This is a genomic window from Mucilaginibacter sp. (genome assembly GCF_041660805.1).
Taxonomy (GTDB): Bacteria; Bacteroidota; Bacteroidia; order Sphingobacteriales; family Sphingobacteriaceae; genus Mucilaginibacter.
The window spans coordinates 233,863-259,373 of the sequence record NZ_JBAZVP010000002.1 but is presented as its reverse complement, the minus strand read 5'-3'; the positions used below and the strand labels follow the sequence as shown (position 1 = coordinate 259,373).

20 protein-coding genes are annotated in these 25,511 nt (G+C 41.5%); 7 read left to right on the top strand and 13 right to left on the bottom strand.

Annotation, left to right across the window (positions count from 1 at the left end; genetic code table 11):
• Window positions 1-203: 203 nt before the first annotated feature.
• Entirely contained in the window at window positions 204-518 is a 315-nt protein-coding gene (locus WC743_RS04135; protein ID WP_373010533.1) for a hypothetical protein, read from the top strand.
• On the opposite strand, the gene WC743_RS04130 is transcribed toward WC743_RS04135, so the two are convergent.
• The 3 genes from WC743_RS04130 to WC743_RS04120 all read right to left on the bottom strand — a co-directional run bounded on the left by WC743_RS04130 (window position 511) and on the right by WC743_RS04120 (window position 4,579).
• Window positions 511-744 (bottom strand): hypothetical protein, encoded by a 234-nt coding sequence (locus WC743_RS04130; RefSeq protein ID WP_373010532.1) that lies wholly within the window; start codon window positions 742-744, stop codon window positions 511-513. The two genes, WC743_RS04135 and WC743_RS04130, sit on opposite strands and share 8 nt — an antisense overlap.
• 237 nt (window positions 745-981) lie before the next feature.
• Entirely contained in the window at window positions 982-2,115 is a 1,134-nt protein-coding gene (locus WC743_RS04125; RefSeq protein ID WP_373010531.1) for a PepSY-associated TM helix domain-containing protein, read from the bottom strand.
• 13 nt (window positions 2,116-2,128) lie between these two features.
• Window positions 2,129-4,579 (bottom strand): TonB-dependent receptor domain-containing protein, encoded by a 2,451-nt coding sequence (locus WC743_RS04120; protein ID WP_373010530.1) that lies wholly within the window; start codon window positions 4,577-4,579, stop codon window positions 2,129-2,131.
• A gap of 314 nt (window positions 4,580-4,893) precedes the next feature.
• Between WC743_RS04120 and WC743_RS04115 the strand changes: the two genes are divergently transcribed.
• The gene (locus WC743_RS04115) at window positions 4,894-5,193 is read left to right on the top strand and encodes a DUF1330 domain-containing protein (protein ID WP_373010528.1); all 300 of its coding nucleotides are present in this window, start codon (window positions 4,894-4,896) and stop codon (window positions 5,191-5,193) included.
• A 274-nt stretch (window positions 5,194-5,467) separates the two neighbouring features.
• Here the strand turns inward: WC743_RS04115 and WC743_RS04110 are convergent, their stop codons facing one another.
• The 5 genes from WC743_RS04110 to WC743_RS04090 all read right to left on the bottom strand — a co-directional run bounded on the left by WC743_RS04110 (window position 5,468) and on the right by WC743_RS04090 (window position 11,914).
• A complete protein-coding gene (locus WC743_RS04110; protein WP_373010527.1) occupies window positions 5,468-5,605 on the bottom strand; it encodes a hypothetical protein in 138 nt (45 codons plus the stop codon).
• 265 nt (window positions 5,606-5,870) lie between these two features.
• The gene (locus WC743_RS04105; RefSeq protein WP_373010525.1) at window positions 5,871-7,301 is read right to left on the bottom strand and encodes an efflux transporter outer membrane subunit; all 1,431 of its coding nucleotides are present in this window, start codon (window positions 7,299-7,301) and stop codon (window positions 5,871-5,873) included.
• 2 nt (window positions 7,302-7,303) lie between these two features.
• The gene (locus tag WC743_RS04100; protein WP_373010524.1) at window positions 7,304-10,480 is read right to left on the bottom strand and encodes an efflux RND transporter permease subunit; all 3,177 of its coding nucleotides are present in this window, start codon (window positions 10,478-10,480) and stop codon (window positions 7,304-7,306) included.
• 11 nt (window positions 10,481-10,491) lie between these two features.
• Window positions 10,492-11,619 (bottom strand): efflux RND transporter periplasmic adaptor subunit, encoded by a 1,128-nt coding sequence (locus WC743_RS04095; protein WP_373010523.1) that lies wholly within the window; start codon window positions 11,617-11,619, stop codon window positions 10,492-10,494.
• 46 nt (window positions 11,620-11,665) lie between these two features.
• Window positions 11,666-11,914 carry a hypothetical protein gene (locus tag WC743_RS04090; protein WP_373010521.1) on the bottom strand — a complete coding sequence of 83 codons (249 nt, stop codon included), beginning with the start codon at window positions 11,912-11,914 and terminating at the stop codon, window positions 11,666-11,668.
• A 651-nt stretch (window positions 11,915-12,565) separates the two neighbouring features.
• On the opposite strand from WC743_RS04090, the gene WC743_RS04085 reads away from it, so the two are divergent.
• Window positions 12,566-14,887, top strand: coding sequence for a GAF domain-containing protein (locus tag WC743_RS04085; protein WP_373010520.1), 2,322 nt, complete (start codon window positions 12,566-12,568; stop codon window positions 14,885-14,887).
• 205 nt (window positions 14,888-15,092) lie between these two features.
• Here the strand turns inward: WC743_RS04085 and WC743_RS04080 are convergent, their stop codons facing one another.
• Window positions 15,093-15,836: an SDR family oxidoreductase gene (locus WC743_RS04080; protein WP_373010519.1), complete on the bottom strand. Its 744-nt coding sequence runs from the start codon at window positions 15,834-15,836 to the stop codon at window positions 15,093-15,095.
• Between the two features lie 82 nt (window positions 15,837-15,918).
• Window positions 15,919-16,479, bottom strand: coding sequence for a TetR/AcrR family transcriptional regulator (locus WC743_RS04075; protein WP_373010518.1), 561 nt, complete (start codon window positions 16,477-16,479; stop codon window positions 15,919-15,921).
• 277 nt (window positions 16,480-16,756) lie between these two features.
• Here WC743_RS04075 and WC743_RS04070 point away from each other — a divergent pair, with 277 nt between their 5' ends.
• The gene (locus tag WC743_RS04070) at window positions 16,757-17,809 is read left to right on the top strand and encodes a sensor histidine kinase (protein WP_373010517.1); all 1,053 of its coding nucleotides are present in this window, start codon (window positions 16,757-16,759) and stop codon (window positions 17,807-17,809) included.
• A 159-nt stretch (window positions 17,810-17,968) separates the two neighbouring features.
• Here WC743_RS04070 and WC743_RS04065 read toward each other — a convergent pair whose 3' ends face one another.
• Window positions 17,969-19,579: a Na+/H+ antiporter gene (locus WC743_RS04065; RefSeq protein ID WP_373010516.1), complete on the bottom strand. Its 1,611-nt coding sequence runs from the start codon at window positions 19,577-19,579 to the stop codon at window positions 17,969-17,971.
• A 479-nt stretch (window positions 19,580-20,058) separates the two neighbouring features.
• On the opposite strand from WC743_RS04065, the gene WC743_RS04060 reads away from it, so the two are divergent.
• The 3 genes from WC743_RS04060 to WC743_RS04050 all read left to right on the top strand — a co-directional run bounded on the left by WC743_RS04060 (window position 20,059) and on the right by WC743_RS04050 (window position 23,162).
• Entirely contained in the window at window positions 20,059-21,438 is a 1,380-nt protein-coding gene (locus tag WC743_RS04060; protein WP_373010515.1) for an aldehyde dehydrogenase family protein, read from the top strand.
• 24 nt (window positions 21,439-21,462) lie between these two features.
• Entirely contained in the window at window positions 21,463-22,203 is a 741-nt protein-coding gene (locus WC743_RS04055; RefSeq protein WP_373010514.1) for an SDR family oxidoreductase, read from the top strand.
• Window positions 22,204-22,343: 140 nt separating this feature from the next.
• Window positions 22,344-23,162, top strand: coding sequence for an enoyl-CoA hydratase/isomerase family protein (locus tag WC743_RS04050; protein WP_373010513.1), 819 nt, complete (start codon window positions 22,344-22,346; stop codon window positions 23,160-23,162).
• Between the two features lie 79 nt (window positions 23,163-23,241).
• On the opposite strand, the gene WC743_RS04045 is transcribed toward WC743_RS04050, so the two are convergent.
• Both WC743_RS04045 and WC743_RS04040 read right to left on the bottom strand, forming a co-directional pair.
• Complete coding sequence (locus WC743_RS04045; protein WP_373010512.1) at window positions 23,242-23,808, bottom strand: carboxymuconolactone decarboxylase family protein; 567 nt, start codon at window positions 23,806-23,808, stop codon at window positions 23,242-23,244.
• A gap of 37 nt (window positions 23,809-23,845) precedes the next feature.
• A complete protein-coding gene (locus WC743_RS04040; RefSeq protein ID WP_373010511.1) occupies window positions 23,846-25,153 on the bottom strand; it encodes an NAD(P)/FAD-dependent oxidoreductase in 1,308 nt (435 codons plus the stop codon).
• Window positions 25,154-25,511 lie beyond the last annotated feature (358 nt).

Here is a 25,511-nt window from a genome sequence, read left to right as displayed (position 1 = left end):
TCAATGACTACGTCTTGATATATTTTTGTCTGTTATGCTAAGCAATTTATAGTTGGCTGCAAACCTGTGCACGCCATAGCTTGTGATTCCGCGACTTAGTGAGTAGAAAAACACCCTTTTACGAATCTTTAAGACTGAAAATGGAAGGATTATTATTGTTTATTCAAATTTTAATACCGAAATTTAATCATTAACCATCGCTTATGAAAACGATCGTTCGCTTTGAATTCGACACCAATTTCTTCTATCCGGAATACAATGGCCCGCAAAATATCATCATTGAAAATCCGCCACACATCCCGCAAACCGGGGATCCTGTCAATTTTAAGATTGAGGATTTTTTCAAAGATAAGAAAGTGATTAAAGCTTTCGAAGATTTGGACGATGGGAACCTGTTCTATGCAGAAAGGCTTCAGGCTAAATATAGCCGGGACGAAATTGAAGTGATCGTCGTGGTTTACCAAGAGATAATCTTCAAGGAAAACTTCCCTCAATTTTTTGCGCACAACCTTATTTAATATTTGGCCGTTTGACCGGGCCAAGGTCAACCTCCGGGTTGTTTAAGATAAAATTTAGGTAGATATGGCAAGCCGCCATCTGATCAAAATAGCGGAATTCTGGATTTTCGGCAACGGCTTTCATACACGCGTAACGAAATTTCTCATCCTGAATGCCCGACAATTTGACACCCCTTTTTTCCAGCACATCCTTATACAACTTTTCCTGGATCCCTTGATCTTTCATACGGCAAAGATATCCAATATTTAAACCAGGAATGATTGGATATTTCACCAGTAGGTAAAATGAATTTGCATATTTAAGCACAAAATGACGATGTTCATGCAGATAAAATGGTGTTTGAAATAAGGGAATAGTCATGATTACGCCACCGATATTGACTGTTTGCGCTTTAAATAAGGCCTGATTCGGTTTTTGTTTCTTTGGTTACCTCTTTGCAAGGATAGTCGTTAAATAAACCCATTATAGAGTTGATGCAAGCCGCACCGGCTTTTTCTTTTTTCCTTTTTTAGCCAGGTAAACAATGAGGCCGGTGATAGGGAGCGATGCACTGATAAGACTGGCCAGGAACGCGATAATTTTGCCAGCGAGGCCCGCTATCTGCCCGGTATGGATATCATAATTCATATTGCTGAATTTAAACCCGGCGCTTTTATCTCCAAAAGGCAGGTAACGTAATAGTTTTGCATTGTATTTATCAAAATTATACCCATCATTATGGCTAAAGTGTAAAGCCTGGGGGTATGCAGTCACGCTTACTGTTGCGCTTTTTGCAGCACCGGGTATCATGATCAACATTTGCGCGGCTGCAGATTTTTGCTTCACCGTATCATAGGCCAGATCCATCACTTCGGTTATTTTCAAAGCCTGGCCGGTTTGCATGGTATCTGATTTAATCTTTTTTACTTCAAAGGGATATTCCTTTCCGCCGTTCAGCATCTGCTTAACACTTCTGCCCAAACTTTCATAAGCCATATTCAGACCGCTCAATGCGATAATAAGTATAAAGGCCGCAGCATAAAAGCCGAGCACGTTGTGCAGGTCATAGTTCACCCTGCGCCATTTACCCTTCCATTTGATGGTAAAGCTGCGTTTACGGTCAGATCTGCGTTTGGGCCACCAGAGGATAATGCCCGTGATCATCAATACCACAAAAATGATCACGCAAATGTTTCTTACGGCTGCTCCGATTTTAGGCGGCATAAAACAGTACAGGTGTATGTTTTTTACTTGGTTAAAAAAGCTGCTCTTGAAGTCCTGGTCATACAGAAATTGCGCGTTGTAGGGATTAAAAAAGAGGGAATGGATAACGTTTTTATTACTAACCCTTACCTGCACCGATCGGTTATCACCAAAATAAAGCACCGAGGTCACTTTCCCTTCCGGGTACTTTTTGAGGGCTGAATGTAGAAATACCGATGGTTTCAGCATCGACTTGTCCTGCACCATTACCTTGCGGTAGCTGTACAGGGCATCCTGAATTTCATCCTGAAAGCAAAAGATGCAGCCGGTGACACTAACGACAAAAACCACCAGCCCGGAAATAAATCCGAGCCAGCGGTGTACAAACAATATCGTCTTTTTAAAAGGCCTCATATTATTGATGGTCTTAAAATTTAAATGTCACATTTGCAATAAGCTCGCGCAGCATCTGAGGGTTCATCGTGCCGCTGCCCACCCAATAATGTTTATCGCCAATGTTATTCATTTTTAAACCAATACGGTAGCGCGATTGATCATAGAATACAGCTGCATTATAAACCGTATAAGCGGGCAGTGTAAACACACCCGCAGTTGCGCTGTTTAAGGCATAAACATCACTTGCATAATTGCCACCAGCTCCAAAGCCCAGTCCTTTAACCGCGCCATTGCTGATGCGGTAGCTCATCCAAAGGTTAGCCGAACGTGCCGGACCGGCAGAAGTTGGCCTGCGGCCGTTCAAGGCAGTACTGGTATTAATATATTTGCTATCATTATATCCGTAACCTGCAATTGCATTGAACCCGGCAAATGGATTGGCTACCACTTCTGCCTCAATGCCGCGGCTGCGTTGGGTACCATTCTGGATAGACAGCTGGGGACTAGGGTCATAAACACGTATAATATCAACCACCTTAATATTGTAATAGCTTACGTTGCCGCTCAGTCTGCCATTAAGCAGATCAAACTTTACACCGCCTTCTGACTGATTGGCGTGTTCAGGTTTAAAGTTTTTACCTTCAAAGTCAGTACCGGTTTTGTTGGTAAACCCTGTTTGGTAGTTTCCAAAAAGTGAGACTTTTTCCGGTATGATCTGGTAAACCAAACCAAATTTTGGCGACAAAGCTGTTTGTCCGTATCCGGGAGATGTTACATTGGTAGAGTTGTTTAAAATTCCCTCGTTCTGGAACCTGTCTATACGTAAACTAAGCAATGCAAGCAAATTGTCAGTAATATTCAACACATCGGCAGCATAGGCGCTGTAAGTGTAAGTATCGGCTTTGCTGGTTAATACTGTTCCGGCCGGCCGGTTTGCATATGCCGAGTCAACCTTGTTTTCATTAAAGTTATAATAGTTGTTACCAGGGTTGGTAATGCTCACAAAATCAAACAGGTCATTGATCTTTGTGCCTTTTGGCGTAACGTTAGCAAAACGGTTAAAGGTAATGTTGGTGTGGGCATGAAAGTAATCCAAACCTGCGGTAATCCGGTTCCTTAAACCGCGTACCTTAAAGTCGCCCGTGATATTTTCCTGTAATTCGGCATTCAGGTCGGTTCCCTGGGGTTCCCATACCATGCGTTCCAGGTATAAGGGATCGGTGTAAGATGCTGAACCGGTAAGCGAACGAACGGTACTGCCCGGAATGAGGTAAAAATAAGGAGCCGATCCTTTTGATGAGCTGGTGGTAACACTAAAATTGGTTTGTGATTTCCAGTTTGAGGAGATCTTGTAATTCATCTGCCCAAACACGTTTGCGTTTTGCCCAGTCTTTTGCACATCATTGCCAGAGAATGAACTTTTGTAATTGATAGGCACCTGCCCAGCGTTATTGACACCCAAAGCAGATATGGGAGAGGTGGCACTTGTGTAGATGTAAAGATACTGGCTTCCGCCGCTTTGCAGGGTGTTAAACTCGGCATCCAGGTTAAACGCTAATTTATCGTTTGCTTTATACGAGAATGATGGAGCCAAAAGAAAACTACGCCTGAAACCGTTATCCTGAAAGTTATTCTGATAATTATAAGCTGTATTCACCCTGAACAGTACCTTCCCAGCAGAATCAAGCGGTGTGTTATAATCGGCGCTGATACGGTTAAGGCCATAGCTGCCTCCATAGTAGGACACTTCGCCTGCTGTTGCAGAAAATGGCTTTTTGGTTACCCGGTTAATCATGCCGCCGTAGGAGGTAAGTGAATTGCCAAATAAAGTAGCCGAGGGGCCTTTGATCACTTCTACGGACTCTACGTTAGCTGCATCCGTTACAGTAGTGATATTTCCTGCAAGCCCGTTCCTGAGTTTAGCCTGTGTTGCAAAACCGCGCAGCACAAATTGGGTACCCCCGGAACCTGCACGGCTGGTGGCCTCAAACAATTTAGTTACGCCAGCGGCGTTTTTCAATGCATCATCAATATTATTGATCTGCTGATCTTTTAACAGTTCTTTGCTGATGCTGGTATAAACCTGGGGGTTCTCCATATTGCTAAGGGCCATTTTGGTAACATAACTGCTTGCTTTACGGGTAAATTTATTGGTACGGCCGGAACTAATGGTAACCTCCTGAAGCCCGTTGTTGTTGATATTTAGTTTGACAGTGGGCACGGTGGTATTTTGCCCTGCAACTACATCCACGGGAACAAACTGCTTCTGGGCGCCCACCTGCGAGATGATGAGGGTATAATGACCAGCTGTTGTTCTGAGTTCAAAGTTGCCATAATCATCGGTAATGGTTCCATTTCCTGTTTCTTTGAGAGTTACAGAAACGTTATCCGCGGCCTTCCCGTCGGAAGTTTCGACTTTTCCTTTGATTATTCCCTTTGACAATTGTGCATAAACTGTAGTGTTTATTCCTAAGAAGATCATGATTAAACTGGCAAGGGACGCCAATTTCCTGGTGATAAAAGGTTGAAAAGTACAAATCATTTATTTAGACTAATTAAAAATAGACGGTAAAAATACAACAATTGATCAATATACCATGTGGTATTATTCAGTTATGGTTTAATCTTTTTGTTAATAACCTCGAAATTTCCAGTACAGTGTCATTAAAAAAAAGTCCATTGTCAAAAATAGACAAAATTATCTATTTTGCGGTGGTTATGATTCAGCATCGTAAAAGATCGAGGCGAATCGTATCATTTGAACTAAAAAACATTATTAATTTAACAACAACAACTATGTCAGCTTACATCGTTTTCATTCGTGAAAAAACAACTAACAAGGCCGAATTGGATACTTATATCAATTTGCTGCCAACCGCCATGGAAGGCGTTACCTTCAAACCTGTCGTTGCCTATGGAGAACAAAAGGTTATCGAAGGGCCCGAAGTAGAGGGCGTGGTAATTTTAGAGTTCCCGTCTTTTAAAGACGCAGAGGACTGGTACAATAGCCCGGCCTACCAGGAAATCATCCAACATAGATTTGATGGGGCGGTTTATACTGGCGTCATAGTGGAAGGCGCAAAACCAAAAGCTTAATGGTTGAGCGCTTATTACCAGTTAGATCTTGATTTGTTTACGTTTTTTTAATCTGAGCATTTACTATTTATTGATGCATTAACTGATAGTTCAAAGAAGACATCCTCTATACTAAAAGCCGTTTCATGATTTGCCATGAAACGGCTTTAATTCCCATTTATAAGATATTATTTTCAACGCTGACTATATAATCGGGGGGTATTTAGCTCGGAAAATTGACGCTGGTGCCAATAGGGATAAATGGGAATTACCTCGCTGGCCTTATCTAACCGTTTTAGCTGAGGCGCGTTGCTTCAGCTACATTAGTGCTTCCCCAGGCTTTGAAAAATTCGTTGCCACCGCCAAATGTCGCCGTACCGAAACTTAATACCGGCACCCTTAATCCCGAGTCTCCTAACTGTCTGTATTCCATGTTGAACTTAATATGTTAAATTATAATTGAAGAGTTATTGACTGTTTGATTTGTCCATAAAAACGGTTAGTAATGGAAAATAGCTGGCCCAAATAAGGCTAAACCTCGAAGGATATTTTCTTTGTATCCGATTAACTTCTCTGAGCATTTGCAGAAAGCGCTTTTACAGGTAATCATAATATTTGCCATCATAGCTACAAGTGGAATCGCTTCGCAATTAGCCATTAGAAGGTTAAAGTCTGAGTTTTAATTACCATTCTCGCGATCAATTCCAACCGCCGCCTAAAGAGCGGTATAAATCAACCGAAGCATCAAGTTGAGCTTTCGTTACGGCAGCTAATTGCAGCTGACTTTGTAAAACATTACTTTGCGCCGTGATGACCTCTAAATAGTTCGCCAGACCATTTTTAAAGAGAAGCTGCGAATTTTGTGCGGCAACAATCAATGTATTGGTTCGTTCAGCAGCCAAAAATTGTTGTTGTTTCAACTTATTCATCTCTACCAGCGCGTCAGATACCTCCTCCACCGCTATCAATACCGATTGACGAAATTGAAGTACAGTCTGGTCCCGGTTGATTTGGGCGACTTTATAAAAGGTATTCAATCTTTTTTGCTGAAAAAGCGGCTGAGTTATCCCTCCGATTACCGTCCCGAATAATGATGCTGGAATATTGAACCAGTTACTGGCTTTGAAAGCGTCCAATCCGCCTTGGGCAGTTATAGTTAAGGAAGGATACATATTCGCTCTGGCATAACCAACGTTTGCATTTGCCTTTGAAAGAGCGAGTTCTGCCTGGCGAACATCAGGCCTGCGGCTAAGCAAATCTGAGGGGACACCGGCTTCAAGTTTATCTGAAATAAGTATGTTATTAAGGTTTACATCTCTCTTTATCTCGCCAGGATAATGGCCGCATAAAATGCTAATGGCATTTTCCTGAACGGCGATCTGTTTTTCAAATTGAGGGATAAGTTCCAGTGCCGTCAGTTTTTGAGCCTGTGCTTGTTGAACCGCCAGCGAAGTAACCTGACCCGATTGATATTGTAAAGTTATCATCTTTAGCGTGGAATCATTCAGCAATACATTCTGTTTGGCTATGGCCATTTGATCATCCAGCATTAGCAGGTTATAGTAGCCTTTCGAAACACTGTTAACCAGTTCGGTTTGTATTGCTTTGTGCGCTTCCTGTGTGTTTAGAAAGGACGCCAGCGCGGCTGCTTTCTGACTCCTGATTTTCCCCCATATATCTGCCTCCCAGCTAATCTGAACCGCGAGTGTATAATCCTCAATATGTTTGGTACTTAAATACTGACTTAAAGAAAGCCCATTCAGGCTATTATCGGATGGGCGGCTGCTTGAAGCTGTGGCCAATAGGTCGACCGTTGGTATATTACCCAATTTCGCTTGTTTAAGCGTTAAAGCTGCTGCATCTATATTTTTAAGCGCGAACTGTAAATCATAGTTATGCTCCAGCGCATCAGCGATTAACTGCTTCAATTGTTCGTCTGCAAAAAATTCCTTCCAGGGTAATTTACCGACAGACGTTGTGTCTGCTTGCCCTTGGGAAATATAATTGGCCGGTAGCGCTGCATCGGGAACAGCAATATCCTTTGATATCTTACACGATACAAAGATCGCGCAAGTCAACAGGATGGCACCTGTTGACCATATGGTGTGTTTTTTATTTAATGATTTCATGGTCAGTTAAGTATTAAAATTTCCTCTTCATCGTGTTCAAGTGATTTCAATTTTGGCTTCCCGGTAATTTTTTCCTGAAGGGATTGGAAAACAACGTAGAGTACTGGTATAATGAAAAGCCCGAAAACCACGCCGCACAACATCCCGCCGGCGGCCCCAACGCTGATGGAATGATTGCCATTAGCTGAAGGGCCATGTGCCCCCATCATCGGAATCATACCCACGATGAATGCCAGCGAAGTCATAATGATGGGGCGAATTCGCAAACCGGCGGCTTCAATAGCCGATTTGACCAGTTCATGCCCGGCCCTTCGGCGTTGCACGGCAAATTCGACGATCAGGATCGCATTTTTGGCTAACAAACCGATAAGCATGATGATACAAACCTGTACATAAATGTTGTTTTCAATACCGGTAAGTCCAATTGCAGCAAACACACCAAATATCCCCGTAGGAATTGATAGAATTACCGCAAACGGAAGAATATAGCTCTCGTATTGTGCCGAAAGCAGGAAATACACAAAAATAAGACATAGGGTGAATACAAAAATGGCTTGTCCTCCGGAAGCGATTTGTTCTTTGGTTAAACCAGAGAATTCCTGTGAATAGCCATCAGGCAAACTTTGAGAAACTTCCTGAACGGCTTTGATCGCGTCGCCCGTACTGTATCCCTTTTTAGGAAGGGCTGTGATTTCGATAGAATTAAAGAGGTTGTAACGGGTGGCAGTTTCCGGGCCATACACCTTTTTTAAATGAACAAGCGTATTGATAGGTAGCATTTCCCCTTTGTGATTCTTGACATATATACCCGCCATCTTCGAGGGATCATTCCTAAATTGCACGTCTGCCTGCACCTCGACCCTGTAGTATTTGCTGAACCTGTTGAAGTCTGATGCCTGGATACTTCCGAAATAGGTCTGCATAGTCAATAAGATGTCCCGGATGCTGACTCCTAATTGCTTGGCTTTCAGTTTGTCGATTTGCAAATTAAATTGCGGGTAGTCGGCTCTGAAAGTGGTAAAAGCAAAAGCAATTTCCTTGCGCTTCATCAGATCTGCTATGAATTTGTCCGATATACCACCGAACTTTAAAAGATTCGGCTCACTCGTCCTATCCTGCAATATAATGTCTAGCCCGTCTACGCTGCTATACCCTGCTATCGAAGGGAACTCAAAGACAAAGCTATCCTCCCCTTTAATAGTCGCAAGTTTAGCCGCAATTGCTGCCATAATATCTGGAATACTTTTTACCGGGCCTCGCTTATTCTCCGGTTTAAGGATTATAAACACTTGGTCCGATGATGGACTATTCGAAAAAGTAAGCAGGTTGAAACCTGTTAAAGAATTCACTTTTTCGGCCTGAGGCATCTCAGAAAGCAACTTTTCTGATTCGTCGGACAATTGTTTCATTCGCTCCAAAGAAGTTCCTGGCTGCATGGTAATAGCAACGGCGACAAAACCAATATCTTCAGTCGGAATGAAGCCGGTCTGTGTCCTCTTTACCATCACCACGGTAAAAAAAGCTATCAATACTAAGCCACCTAAGGCCAGCCATTTCCTTTTAATCAGCCAACCAAGGCTACCGACATATTTTGTCGTTAAATTCGTAAACCCCACGTTAAAGGCGGTAAAGAAACGCTGTTTGAAAGTTTTCTTTTTCACTTGCCCATTTTCGCTCATATGCTTGTCTTTTAAAATTAACGCGCATAGCGCAGGGCTGAGGGTCAGCGCGTTTACTGCGGATATTACGATGGCGATCGCCAGTGTAAAAGCAAACTGGCGGTAAAACAAACCGGTAGACCCTTTCATCAACCCAATCGGCAGGAAAACAGCGGACATAATTAATGTAATAGAAATAATTGCACCTGTGATTTCGTGCATTGCGGCCAGCGTCGCCGCTTTTGGCCCGATGTGTTCTGAATCCATTTTTGAATGCACCGCTTCTACAACTACGATGGCATCGTCCACCACGATTCCGATCGCCAGTACCAACGCAAACAAAGTCAGCAAATTGATTGTGAACCCGAACACGGACATAAAGAAAAATGTACCCACTATTGCTACAGGAACTGCTATCGCCGGGATCAAAGTGGATCTGAAGTCCTGAAGGAAAACAAAAACTACGATAAATACCAAAACAAAAGCCTCGAGCAGGGTATGTTGTACTTGTTCTATAGAGATATCGAGCGCATCTTTAGTGTTATAGATAACATGGTCAAGCACTCCTTTCGGATAGTTTGCGCGATATTTTTTGAATAATTTCGCGGCCTCGATCTGGATTGCATTCCCGTCCGCGCCTGGCAGCTGAAATAAAATAATGTTTACTCCAGGACTCCCGTTTAATGAAACAAAGCCATTATAACTATAAGTTCCGAGTTCAACCCTTGCAACATCTTTTAACTTTAAAACTGAACCGTCTGGATTAGCACGGATGACAATGTCTTCATATTGTTCAGGTTTGTTATTTTTCCCATCGTATTTAATAACGTACTCGAAAGCTTCCTTACTACCTTCTCCGAATTTACCAGGCGCGGCTTCGAGGTTTTCGTCAGCGATCGCGTCAAGGACTTCCTGTGCTGACATATGATATGCAGCAAGCTGGTTAGGTTTTAGCCATATCCTCATTGAATAGTCCTTGCTGCCACCGATCAGCGTAGCTTCTCCGACTCCCTGGATACGTTTTAAGTCAGGAATGATATTAATTTCTGCATAGTTGGCCAAGAATTTCTGGTCAAAATGCGGGCTTTGTGAATAGAGGGTGGTTACCAATAACAAACTGTTTACCTTTTTCTGAGTAACAATTCCTCGCTGGACCACTTCAGCAGGTAATTGACTTGTTGCTTGCGTAACTCTATTTTGAACATTTACTGCAGCTTGGTCCGGGTTAGTTCCAGATTTAAAATAAACAGATATGACCAGTGATCCGTCGTTACTCGCAACTGAGCTCATATAAGTCATATTATCTACGCCATTAATTGCTTCTTCAAGAGACGGCGCAACTGAACGCAGGATTGTTTCGGCGTTCGCACCTGGATAGGTCGCCGTCACCTGCACGGAAGGCGGCGCAATATCCGGAAATCGTTCAAGGGGAAGATTCAACATCCCAATAATCCCAAGAATCACCAGCAGGGAGGATATTACGGTCGCAAGGACTGGTTTGTCTATGAATTTTTTTAGCATGATTAGTCGTTTTAGTTGTTCGCAAGTTGATTAGCGGCTTCAGTTTTTTCAGGTTCTATCGCGTCCCCTTCACGCAAGTGCTCATAGCCTCTATAGACGATATAATCACCCGGATTAATTCCGTCCTTCACAATGTAATTTGTTCCGCTCTTACCTATTATAGTAATGATTTGTTTAGTAACTTTATTTCCAGGGGTAACCAGAAACACAAAAGTCTGATCCTGCATTTCCAGCGTAGCAGATTGTGGCACGATCATTTCCTTGCCAAACTTTAATCCTAATCTGATCTTTCCAGTATTTCCGGAACGCAACAGGCCATCATCATTTTTGAAGACCGCCCGCAATGTTATAGCGCCGGTATTGTTATCAAACTGTCCATTGATCACATCTATTCTCCCTTTTTTAGCAAAGGCGCTATCATTCGCCAAGATCAAATCGACGGGAGGAACATTTCTAAGTTTATCGGCTAATTTTTTACCCGGATATTGGGATTTAAATCGAATGAAATCAAATTCCCCGAGCGCGAAGAATACGTGCAACTGATGCACGTCAGACAGATCAGTTAAGGCAGTTGGATCTGCCGGGCCAACTAAGCTTCCCTGCTTCCGTTGAACGCGGCCAATATAACCGTTAACCGGAGCTTTGATCAAGGTATAGCCAAGATTTATTTGCGCGGTGGCAACATCCGCTTTGGCTTGTTCCAGACTACCCATAGCTACCTCCTTTGCAGATTCAGCGGTTTTCAATTGATAATCTGAAACCACCCTATTTTGGACAAGAGGGGTCAGTTTATCTATTTCCAGCTGGGAACTCGCCAGAGCGCCCTGGGCGGCGCGCAGACTCGCGCGGGCATTATTTAGCTTTTCGATAAAGGGAGCCCTTTCGATCTCAAATAATGATTGTCCTTTGGTTACATAGGCACCATCATCAACAAATATCTTATCAAGGATACCGGATACTTGCGGCCTTATCTCTACATTAACAGCACCTTCAATTGAGGCAGGGTAGTCTTGATAGGTAGTAGCATTCTGAGTACTGATTTGTATCACAGGTAATTTCTGAACTTGAGCCTGTTGCGTGGCCGGCTTCTCGGAGCACCCGTAAAGGATTGCTAATAGAGGGAGATATTTAATTTTCATGTTTTCTGGTTTTAGCTTTTATATAAATCTTAGATTTTGAATGTGATTACTGGTAGAACGAGGGGTGATGATGCCAATTCACATTAGGAAATATCAACCAAGGCTCAGGCATATCATCTTCCTTGTACGAGAGATCGTTTGCGAAACCCGCGGGCACCAGTTTCGTACTCCCCATGGATGTTTGCCGCTGACAAAGCACAATATTGGCTTTGCAGTGTTTTGCAATGCTAACTGCAGCTTGTGTAAACCTTACAGAATTTTGATTATCCTCAATTAATAATAAGTTATTTCGCATGCTATAACCGTTATTTTTCCCTTAAGCGCAAGAAAACTAAACTTACGCTATCGATAACATTGAACTAACAACATGCCGAGTATTAATGTATTGACATACAATACATTAATAGAAAAATCAACACTTTCATTAACTATATATAGTGAATTGAAGAATTCTTTAACGAAATGCAGTCATCAAGTTAATCGCGCGCGTCAAAATTTTATTAAAACCTGTAAAAGTTTGGGTCAATGCGATAAAGCGACTTCCGTAAAAAAAGACATTGTTGTCTATTAATGCAAATTGATCTATCTTTACCGACATCCGCAGGTGGTCTTTTTTTATAACTTTTGAGTGGAATAATACATCCAAATTAAATCCATGCGGCGATTTGATAGTATCTGGATTACGAGCTTTGCTGGGCAGAAAACTAAAGCTAACGATGTTAGGGAATGATTGAAGGCCGGATCAGAAGGAACTTCAGCGGTCAATGATTAGGTGCCGTAATAGTATCCCGATGTTGAAGATTATTGATCCGCAAAAATTATTGATAAGCTATGTAATATTCGGGAAAACGATAGTTTAATCTGTTATGAAAAATTGAATATGAGAAATATGATACTTCCGAGGTTTTTGGATAATCCTTTTCAGATCCACCTTTCGTTTCACAAGTTGATAGATCATCTTGAAGCAGATCTCGCCGAAAATAACGATTTGTCCGTAAAAACCTTACTTGATGAAGTCAAGCTTCACTCGGAGCTCAGAGATGGTATCACAACAATCCGCCAACTACAGAAAAACGCAGAGTTGATTAGCAGGCTATTGAGCGGGTTGTTCCCCGCTTTGTTATCCAAAAATGAAATTAAAGCTATCAGTATCCCTTACCAGGGTTTGATCTTCAATTACTCTAAACGATTCGATGAAATACTAAATGCGGCAGGTCCAGATTTTGCAATCAAAATTCGCAATTTCGATGACCACCAGTTTTATATTTTTAGCTGTTGTTTGATCCTAAACCGATTCTATGGCACAAGCGTAGATTTTACCAAACCGCTATTTTACGATATTCCCTCCTCAGACGGTTATATAAAACATTACCGCATTATCTATAATGCGGACTTTTTAGAAATCGTTTATCTAAAAGAACCGCCGAAATTATCTGACAAGGAGATTAAGTTGCTCCTAAATAGCTATGACAGACTCGATCTTTGGAAGGAAAAATTTCCGAAGGAGACTTGGTTAATGAAAGGCTTTGCCATCATGACCCTGATCGATGTGACCATTGAAAATGCGGTTTCTTTATTAAAGGGAGATTTGCTTGGCAACAGTGATGATCCGGATCTTCATTCAAGAATGGAGGCCGTTTTTAAATCTATCTTTAGGATTCCCGAGGTAAAAATCGGGTTCACCTCTTACGATGAATTAAATGGTAAATTCAGAAACATCTCTCTCGGTCAACAGATTGAAAGCTTTATTCTTTTGGAAAAAAATGATATCGAAATCACAAAAAGTTTTTTCCAAAACGCCTATAATAAATATCTAAACGATAATACCTATTACACCATTGCGGATGTGGATGAATTTGACAGAGCGTATCCTGACTCTTCTATAGGAAAAAATTTCAAGTTATTGAATGTCGGCAGTTTTATTTTGGCGCCAATTATAAAAAATGGCGCCCTCTTGGCTTTTTTTGAACTCGCTTCGCCAAGATTAAACGATTTTAATAGTGTCAATGCAAACAGGCTGGAAACTGTAATGCCATTTTTGGCGGACGCCGTTGATCGCAAGGTGTCAGAATTTAAAAATAGGTTACGCGCTGTAATTCAAAATAATTACACCAAGCTACATCCGAGCGTTAACTGGAAGTTTGAGCAGGAGGCCTACAATTTTATTCAAATAACCGATTCCGGAAGGGACTACAATCTCAAAGAAATTAAATTTCAGGATGTGTATCCTTTATACGGACAGGTCGATGTTCAGAATTCTTCAATTACACGTAATCAAAGCGTTCAACATGATCTGGAAAATCAGGTTAGTCATCTTTTATTGATTTTTAACCAGGCATCAAAGATGGACCTCCTATCAGCTGATGAGGTTATATTGAAACGGCTCAGATTGCTTTCCGACGAACTATCATCCGGAATTAAATCTGGCATGGAACAGGAGGTTCAAAAATGGTTGGACATAGCGGTGCACCCCCAGCTATTATCTTTGCAATCACTCAACCGAGCCTTATCAATTAGCATCAAAACTTACTTATTGAAATCAGACCGGTTCACGGGAGAATTTTATACTAAAAGACGCGATTATGAAAAAACCCTGCTGTTGATCAATAATAAGGTAACGGCTATCCTTGATAAAAGGCATGAGGAGATCCAGCGATTTTTCCCTCATTATTATGAGCGCTTTAAAACAGACGGCGTTGAACATAATCTTTATATCGGTGAGTCTATTTATCCTGACCACGGATTTGACCAAACCGTATTGCAGCGAATAAAACTTTGGCAACTACTGGTAACCGTCGAAATGGAAATGGAGGAACGAAATTTAAAGGATAGTTTGCCTTACCACTTAGGCTTAACTTCCTTGGTTCTCGTTTACAGTACACCAATCAATATCAGGTTTAGGATGGATGAGCAGCATTTTGATCTTGACGGAACAGACGATATCAGATACGAAGTAATTAAAAAAAGAATTGATAAGGCTCACATAAAGGGCAGCGAAAGTCGAATTACCACTAAAGAAAAGTTGACTATTGTATATGCAAAAGATGAAGAGCAAAAAGAATATTATCGTTACATCCACGTCCTTCAAAACCTAAAAGTTCTGGATAATGATGTTGAACATTTCGAACTGGAGGATCTACAGGGCGTTGCCGGACTGAGAGCGCTCAGGGTAGGTATTATTTTTAAAGCTGATTTGATTGGCTGTTTTGGTCCTATCTATAAAAGCTCGTTTGAATTACTGAATCAACAAGACGAATTAACTATCTGATCTTGAAAATGGCCTCAGGTGATGCTACAATTAATTTTCGGCAATTAAATCGTTTCTGAAAAATATACACTGCCCGCCAGATTCAGCTGATATTACCGCAGGACGACCAGGATACAGGTACGTGATGAGGCATAAGCTTTCAATTAAGAATTACCTGATTGCGGATCTATGTTGTGGATAGGCCGCAATCAGGAATAAGTTAATGCTAAGCTTGGTTTAAAGTTGCAAAGGCTTCAGCCGGATTCGAGAAAAAGAATTCGCGAAAATCTTTTGTTTGTCCGACATGGATCTCAAAGACGTCATTTTCTATTCCATCGACCAACGCCTGGGCGACTTCATGTGACGGCATTCCATTAGCCTCCCCGCCAATTTCTTTAGAGAATTCTGTGTTAACTAATGGGGGCATTAACTCAAATACTTTAATTGAGCTGTCGATAGCAAGGGTATGTCTTAATGTTAATGTGTAAGAATGAAGTGCAGCTTTAGTATCAGAATAGGTAGGGATAACGGTTACCGGTGCAAAGGCAACTAAAGAAGTTACATTTACAATCGCAGCTTCCTGCCGACTCTTTAACAGGGGTAATAAGGCTTCATTCAAACGAATCACGGATAAATAATTCGTGTTGATTTCTTCACTTGCTTTTTCAAATGAATCAGATTCATTTGAATGTTTATATACATTGGCTGCCGCGGCATTATTGATCACTACGCTTAAGTCCGCATAATCAGTTTTAATTTTTTCGATCAGCCTTATCACATCTTCTTTTTTCGTGATATCTGCTTCGAATGTCGAAACGCCTGGTAAACCGTTCGCGGCTCTTTCAAGTTTGCCGCCATTTCTTCCAATAATAAGAACCTTATTTCCTTTCGCGCTTAGTAATTTGGCTGTTTCATGACCTATGCCTGATCCTCCGCCCGTGATCAAAACAGTTTTCTTTGAAATGTTCATGTTGTTTATTTTAATTGTTATATATTATGAATAAAAGCCTATTGCTTACTTATTAGTAAGTAAGTAATTTGAGTAAATTTTTTTATTTTGTATTCAAGGAAGCGCTAAGCTGATTCAAGGAATTTTCAAGATATTCTCTCCCGCGTATTCGCCCTGTAATCAATGCTCCCGGCAAATTGGCGATCCAGCGGGTACTCATTTCTTTTGCAGTCTCGGAAAAATGAAATTCCTTAGTGTCTGCTCCCTTCTGAAAAACCTCTTCCAACCAAGAATAAATTGTATCAAGATGTTCCCTGGTTGCAGATTGCATTTTGGGGGATAGCTGCTCAAATATTGATCCGCACGTACTTATCATACAAAGCTTTTTACCATCATTATAGTAATTTCTATAAAGATTGATAATGGCATTTGTTTTTTCAGTTGGTGACGCAACTTGCAATGCTTTCGCTAAGGCCATAAAATCAGACTTGTCTTTTTCGATTACGGCCAATCCCAAATCTTCTTTCGTAGGATAATAATGATGAATTGCTGCATTCTTGATGTTTAATACGTCAGCAATTTGCTTAAAACTAAATGAGTTATATCCAAAAGTTTGAATAAAATCCCTGCCAAGTTTAACAATCTGTTCCTGTGTATTATTCATTTTCAAAATTAACGCTGCAAATATAATACATACCTACTTATGTATAAGTAAGCGACTGTCAATATTTTGTCATTTGCCACAACGGTGGTTTATCATTTGATCGGATCGACATTTATTTTATATCGGTAAAGATGTATTTAATTTAACGAAATATCATTTCTTAAAATCTTGAAAATCATCGTAAGTATCTAATTAATAAGTTTTTAAAATCCGGCATAAGATTAGTTTAAATTGTAACGTACCTTAATAGGTTAAAGATAATACACGAAAAACAAACATGATGATGACCGAAGAACTACCCGTGAAGAAAGTTGATTTTTCAGATTTAGGATTTTGGGATGTCAATTTAAACACAATGGAGATCACCCTATGCGAAAGAGCGAAAGAGATTTTTGCTGTTAATAAAGAATATCCAGTATCTCTATCTCATATTTTTAAGCGTATGGTGCAGTCTCAAATTCGGGAATTTTTATTCAAGTTGAAAAATTCTTTTTCAACAGGCAACAGGTTTACACATGAATTAGCCCTCAAGGCTGGTCACGAAGGTGAACTAAGACGGATTCGGCTAAACGGTTATGTAGATTTTAATAATTCTAAAACACCTATCCGAATTATAGGAGCAATTACAGAATTGCCTGAGGCAGAGGAAACGGGGTTAAAAAAAACAGATTTGCTTGCAATGGTTAGCCATGAGTTAAAATCACCATTGACAACTATAAAATTATACATCCAACTGGCAGAAAAGACCAATAGAAACAAGGGTTCGGACATGGGTAAGTACTTGAGTTTAGCAGTCAGAGAAGTAGACAACATGAACTTGCTCATGGACAATTTTCTAAACCTCACGTCAATTGAAACGGGTAGTTTAAAGCTATATCCTAAAAGATTCGATCTGTCGTCGCTAATTAGTGAGGTAGTCGACCATTGGACGCGAAATACCTTGTGCCATCGTTTCCGGTATGATGAAGGAATTTTACCTATGTTTATTAACGCTGACCAGCTCAAGATAAGACAGGTGATTCACAATCTCATCAGTAACGCGGTTAAATATTCTTCGCCTAAATCAAAGATCGAAATATGTTGCAAATGTAGTGTTGAAGCTGTGGAGATTTGCGTAAAAGATCAGGGAGAGGGGATCAGCGAAGAGGATCAGGATAAATTGTTTACCAGGTTCAGTCGCGTCGGCGCTCAGGAAAGCGGGGCAGCAGGTCACGGTATGGGCCTTTACCTTGTCAGGGAAATCATTGCAGGGCATGGCGGACGAGTTTGGCTTAATAGCAAAGTAGGTGAAGGTTCCGAGTTTTATATCAGCCTTCCCCGAATACCATAATACAATTACGGCTTATGCGGTATCACCGATTCCTATTCTCGTCGTTGGTTATACAATTGCAATCTTAATTAGCCTTAAATACCGGCGATACGCCGAAAAACGAGCCCCTTTTTAAAGGTGTCTATGATTCTTTGGTGGGCGATGGCACATTTGAACTGATCAATTCCTGTGTCCAAAAATCTTGGTTTCAGTCAGGTCTATTTGAATTTCCTGTTTTCTGATCGCAGCATCACTAAACAACTTCTGGCGTCTTAAACGGTAAAGTTCCTGCCGCTGCAATTGGTACATTTCCATTAAAATTTTCTTATATCGGTCAAGTTCGGGTTCTGCTACATCGCTACCGCTCAGGGAATTTAACCGCTCACTTATCGTGACATTGCTATTTTGTAGTTCAATACGAAGATTTTCAACAAATGGATTTGTGTTTGCAGCGCTTAAATATTTTTCATCGATATTTTTTAATCCAACCTGTACGAGCCTAAGCATAATTGCCGCTTCTTCCTTTTCTGCCGAGGCAACAGGATCTATCTCCTGAAGCTTAATAAGCTTGATGACGAAAGGCAGCGTAAAACCTTGCAAAACTAAAGTAACCAGTATGACTACAAACGTGATAAAAATTATCAGATTACGTAAAGGAAATGCGGTGCCATGATTTACAACCGCGGGTATGGACAAGGCGGCAGCGAGCGATACTACTCCTCGCATCCCGGCCCAACCAAGTACAAATGGCCCCTTCCAGCCAGGACTTGCCTCATTATCCCTGATACTTTTAAAAAGCCATCTCGGAAGGAATGTACCGGGGTACATCCATAAAAAACGTACCAGAACAACAATGACACTTATAAAAATGCCGTATAGCCAGGCGCTCATAACAGAGTAACCATTCAGGCCTTTTATAATAACAGGTAATTCCAGGCCTATCAATATAAATACCAAGGCATTGAGCATAATGACCAAGGTAGACCAGACATTTACCGCTTGCAAACGGGTTTGGCCGTTTGCAAAAACCTCATGGGAACGATAGGATATGTATAACCCGCCGCTAACCACAGCCATCACACCGGAAAAATGAAATTGTTCTGCCGCCAGATACATAAAGTAAGGTGTGACCAAGGTAAACGCGGCTTCCACGTTTGCGGTAGACTGTATAAAGCGATGCTTTAAATAAATAAGGTGCGCGATCCCTAAACCTATCGCGATTCCCATGATTGTTACCAAAAAAAAGCTGACCGCTGCCTGGTGAAAAGAGAATGTCCCCGTAATTACCGCCGCCAATGAGAAGCGAAAAACAATCAGGCTGGACGCATCATTGATCAAGCTTTCGCCCTCCAGTATGGTCATGATTCTTTTAGGAACCTTAATATTTTTAAGAACCGAGCCTGCAGCCACGGCGTCAGGCGGCGCAATTATGCCACCAAGCAAAAAGCCAAGCGGCATAGTAAAACCCGGAATAAAACTTTTCGCCGCAAAAGCCACAATAACCGAGGTGCAAATAACCAGGCCAAATGATAAGAGCCCGATGGCACGTTTCCACTTTACAAAATCATTCAACGATGTATACCATGCAGCTTCATATAATAATGGCGGCAGAAATATTAAAAAGATCATATCCGGATCAATGGAAACTACGGGAATGCCGGGTATATAACTAATTGCAAGTCCAGCCAATACCAGGAAAAGTGGGTAGGATATTTTGAGTTTTTGCGCAAAAATAATCAGCAAAAATGCTCCGGAAACCAATATAAGAAACAACAGCAAGTTATAGTGCATTACTAAAGATGTAAAAAGTTAAAATAAGAATCATACGCCGCAAACAGGCTTTCGGATATACCTCTCGATAAAAGATAATTTCATCTCTTATTTAAATAAGAATCACAAACGAATCGCCTTTAAAACAGATGTTCGGCTATATAACGTGTATTATTATTATTAAAACAAAAATTAACTTCAAAAATAAGACAAAAATGTCTATTAAACGCAAATTAAACGTCAATTTCATTTATAGCTGGGCAGCGTTTCAAAAATGTCTTAGGTAAAAAAAAATGACGGGCGGCTACAGGTAGTCACCATTTCTTGAAAACGAAAAATCCAAGACAATAGCCGTTTCTATATTTAGTAAAACCTGGCTTCAATTTACGATATACCATAAAAGGATTTTTAACGTCACTTCTTAATGTACTGTATACAAGTGAAATAAATGTCGGCATATCAGTTGCAAGCCTTTACTGCATTTATAAAAACAAAAAATCATGAAGAATTTTCAGGCTATTTTTGAGAAGCAAAAGGCATATTTCAATTCTGATATAACTAAGTCCTATGAGTGGCGGGTGGAACAGCTGGACCGTATGGAGGCTATGCTAACGGAAAATTTTGATGCTTTCTGCAAAGCTTTGGGCGAAGATTTCAAAACGGGTAACGCAGAGCAGCAGTCCGAGATAAACGGGTCAATCGCCAGCATCAGGTATAGCCGCTCTCAGCTTTCTGAGTGGATGAAACCAGTCGAGGTTAGTATCCCCAAATTCCTTTCAGCAGTAGGCGGAAAAGGAATGATTTACCGTGATCCCTATGGCGTGGCGTTGATTATCGGGCCCTTCAATGGTCCGATAATTTTATTAGTTGATCCGGCCGCTTCAGCGCTGGCTGCTGGAAACAATATTATGCTGAAAGTAAGTTCCGGAATTCCAGCAGTTGCTCGTTTATGGCTGGATCTTGTACCTAAGTATTTCGAGGAAGAAGCTGTTAGTATAAGCGACGGAGATCGTGAGGAAGTTACCGAACTGCTAAAAATACCTTATAATTTCATATTCTTCACCGGGAGCGTGGCTGTGGGAAAAGTAATCATGAGAGCAGCGGCAGAAAACCTCACACCTGTTTTGCTTGAACTCGGCGGCCAAAATCCTGCGATAATTGATCATACGGCTAATATTGCTGAATCAGCGCGGAAAATTGTTTGGGGCGCAATGGCGTGGGGCGGACAATGGTGTACATCGCCTGGCTATGCTTATGTTCATGAATCGGTTGTGAATGAATTTAATGAAGAAGCAAAAAAAGCGATTATTGAGATGTATGGCGATGACCCTAAGAATAATCCGGATTATTCAAAGATCATCAATGTCAAAGCAGTTAAAAGGCTCGCCTCTCTTATTGACCCGCAAAAGGTCATTGCCGGCGGTGACTATGACGAAGATACCCGTTACTTCGCACCAACTTTAGTTTATCCTGCTTCCTGGTCGGATAAAATCATGGAGGACGAAATATTTGGACCAATACTGGCTATTATGCCTTATAGCGACCTGAAAGCGGCCGTTAATAAAATAAAAGGAGCACCTAAACCCCTCGCTGCCTACATCTTCAGTAAAGATGAAAACACCATCGAATACCTGAAACACACGCTGTCCTTTGGTGGTGGTGCAGTTAATCATGTGAACATCCAACTCTTCATTCAAACACTCCCATTCGGCGGAGTGGGCTCATCTGGTATAGGAAGCTATTATGGCAAGTTCGGGTTCGATTCGCTATCGCATCCAAAATCAGTGTTGGGTACTCCAACAGATTTTTCAATAGAACATTTATATCCGCCATACACTGAGCAAAAAATAAAAGAGGCTGATATATGGGGCGAATATTAAATCTAATAACTAAATCAATCAACAATGGATAATCAAAAAAAAGTAGCCCTGATTACAGGCTCAAATCGCGGACTTGGCTTTGAGACCGCTAAACAACTAGGAGAAAAGGGTATAACAGTTATAGTTACCGGCCGTAACCAGGGTGTCGCAGACGAAACAGCTGCAAAACTGAAAGCATCAGGGATCAATGCATTTGGAATACAACTTGATGTTACGAATCCTTCTGACAGAAAAGCTGCAGCAGCCTTCATAAATGAAAAATTTGGCAAATTAGACATCCTGATCAATAATGCAGGCGTTGGGCCAAAGGGAGATTTCTTTGTCAATAAAGCTGTCGAAACCGACGAGGAAGAATTCCAGTATGTTTTCGGCACTAATGTTTTTAGCTTGGTTTACATTACAAACGAACTGCTGCCATTATTAAAAGCTAGTGGTTATGCCCGGATTGTAAATCTTTCTAGCCTCCTGGGATCTCTCGGCACTCATGCCAACCCAAATGGGCCTTTTGAAGAGGTAAAAAGGTTGTCTTACAATGCATCAAAAACTGCTTTGAATGCAGTAACCATCCATCTTGCTGCCGAGCTGAAAAAGTTTGGAATCAAAGTTAATTCCGCAGATCCGGGACATGCAAAGACCGATATGGGCGGCGCGGGCGCACCGATGGAAATATCGGATGGCGCCAGGACAAGTGTAGAACTGGCCTTGATCGGGGAAGACGGGCCCACAGGTAAGTTTATTCACCTGGGAGAAGAAAGACCCTGGTAATTGATCGTTTCGCACCTTTAAAAGGATAATTTCGTTCTTTTAAAGGTGTACTTTGTTTTAACCGAATAAACGGGTTGAGCGGAAAACCACCAAGACATTCTATTAAAACCGATTTGCAAATAAATTTTAACTACTAAGAAATGCAGGAATTTGAAGTAATAAAAATCAGGGAAGAGCAAGCAGTGCTCTTTGCATCAATCGATAATCCCCCTATTAATTTGTTGGGCCCTGGTCTGGTTCGCGACCTGGTATCGCTGATCAGGATATTAGATCAAGGAGATAAATACAAAGTCGTCGTTTTTTCCAGCGCGAATCCGAATTATTTTATTCCGCATGTGGACGTCACAAAAATAGCCGAATACCGGGCAATAGCAGCCGAACTTGTCGGTGAACCTTCACTTTCACTTTTGTATAGACGTCTGAGCGAAACAAAAGCGGTTACCATCGCCCAGATCGCTGGCAGGGTGCGTGGGGCAGGAAGCGAATTTGTATTGGCTTGTGATATGCGCTTCGCCTCTAAGGAGAAAGCAATATTCGGTCAGTTGGAAGCAGCTTTCGGACAGGTTCCCGGAAGCGGGGGCGTCCAGCACCTTACCCGTCTTATGGGCCGCGGCCGAGCTTTCGAAGTGATTACAAGCAGCACAGATTATTCTGCGGATCTGGCCGAGCGATATGGTTGGATCAACAGAGCAATGCCGGATGCAGAGCTGGACGTCTTTGTTTCCGATTTAGCCCGCCGTATAGCAAGATTCCCTCACCAGGGGCTTATTGATATAAAACAACGTATCAACGCTATTGCATTAGCGTCCGCCGAAGACTACAGGATAGATTCGGACTTGTTCGGTAAAGCAACCCAAAATCCTGAAACAAAGGCAAGGTATAAATCAATTCTGGAAAAAGGGTTCCAACTTGACGGTAAGACGGAGTTAAATTTGGGTGAGGCTTTGGGGGAATTGTAATGTATCTATCTTATCTGTTACTACCATTGAAAGAGGCATATTAACTAACATGCCTCTTTTTGGGTCAGCCTTCGGAACGTTAATCCACTTCCGGTACCGCAACGTCATAAGCATTAAGCAACACGGAAACAAGGCAGTAAACACCGATCAGGTGAACCAGTTCTGTCAACCCGTGCTCACCAAATTTATTTTTCGCCAGCTGATAGAGAGAATCGGGAAGTTGCGCACCTTTGGTCAGAACAGCAGCGACGTCAAAACCCAGGCCTTCTTCCTCTGAAAGTTCTGCAGGACGTTGTCCTGAACTAATCGTAGCTATTTTATTTTCGGACAGGCCAACTAATAACCCTACTTTCTCATGAGCATAGATCTCATACCTTGATGTAAACTTTGCGCCGACAACGAGTATAGCAACTTCACGAACTGCTTTCGGCAAAGTAGAATTCGCGGCCATGACCATGTTATAATTCCATAACGCAGCACCGAACTGCGGAAAATGAATCATTGGGTTAAACGGACCGACCAGCGCTCCGTCAGACAATTTAGATATAAACCCCTGTAAGTGGTTTTCGATACCTTTAGATATGCTGTCATACAGCGGGCGTTGTTCCGCGGTCAGTTGTTCCGGTTTAATCGGTGGTAATCTCATTTTGTGTTTCTTTTTAATTTATATATACAATTGGTAATCACGCGCCAGTTTTTCGAACCGACTCCTGTGCCGATTCCGGACGATAGATCATTCTTAAAGATTGATCTTTGGATAGATAAGCTACGATCCAGCTAAACAAAGTCCTGAATTTGTTTGCGGCGTTGACTAATGAAACGAGATGAACGGCTAACCAGGCAAAAAGGGCTATGAAGCCCCTCAGGTGAAACCGGTGTTTAAAGAGGTCAACGACAGCGTGCTCTCGCCCAATAATGGCCATTTCACCTTTGTCAACATAAATGAATGGGTTTATTGGTTTCCCTTTTGCCGCCAGCGAAAAGTTCGCTGCCAGATTTCTACCTTGTTGAATGGCTACCTGGGCCAGCTGAGGATGACCTTTAGAATAAACCGTATCCTCTAAAATTATACTGCAGTCTCCGATGGCGTAAATATGCTCGGTGTCCTTAATCTTGTTGAACCGGTCAACGATAATCCTTTTTCCAGGCCCGATACAGCTTTCGGGAATCCCCTGATAAATGTCAGCGGTCACTCCCGCCGCCCAAATCAAAACTTTGGCGGGTATAATTTCCCCGGTAGATAGCTTAACCTGCCGGTCTCGGAAATCACTTACGTGCGTATTTAGAATAATTTCTACACCTAACCCGCTTAAAACCTTAAAAGCATCGTCATGCGACTTATCGCTCATCGGGCCTAACAGGGATTTTCCCCCATCAACTATGTATATTTTGCTCTCGATATTTTTAAGCTCGGGATATTCCTTCAGAAATATATTTTTTTTTATTTCGGCGATCATACCCGTAACCTCAACACCCGTAGGGCCACCTCCTGCAACAACTATATTTAACAGCGTTTGTCGTTCGACATCGCTTACCGCCACGGACGCCTCCTCCATAGTTTTATAAAGGATATTTCTCATTCGCAGAGCGTCGTCCACAGTTTTCATGGGAATGGCATTCTGAGCTATGCTGTCTATCCCAAAAAAGTTAGATTTTACACCTGATGCGAATACCAGGTAGTCAAATGTAACCTGCCCATTATCGAGATAGAGTATTTTGGCGCCGGGACTTACCCCGCTTACTTCGGCCATTCTATAAGCAATTCTTTCATTTCTAAATAACTTGCGATAAGGATAGCTTATACTCGACGGATCAAGAAAACCTGTTGCAACCTGGTATAATAAAGGGGGGAAATAGTTATAGTTATTCCTGTCAATGATTGTAATGGTGAATCTTTTGTCTTTAAGTAGCTTTTCCGCCAAATTAACACCGGCAAATCCTCCCCCGGCAATGACAACTTTAATAGGTTTTGAGTCCTGATCGATTATCATATCTATGTAGTAAAAAATAAAAACGAAACTTATTGTGGCTATTCAGATGCCATCCGGTGACATATGTCAATAGAAATACCAGACCTTAACGTTTTGAAATTTAGATAGATATGTTAATCCGTAAAAGGACCGCTTCCTATATATCGTATTTTTCAACGTCCTTTAACGATATTAAATCATTGTTCGCGAACAGGTTTCCTTCATTGTCCTGTTCTTATTTGAGCGGAAAGATAAACCTGCAGTTTCAACATTAACCTCCCGACTAAAAAATCATACCCAAAATTCACATCTGAAACTAGCATACTCAATCAAAAGTGGCGAGTTTAAAGTGAAGTGACAAGTGCCGGTTGTGCATGTA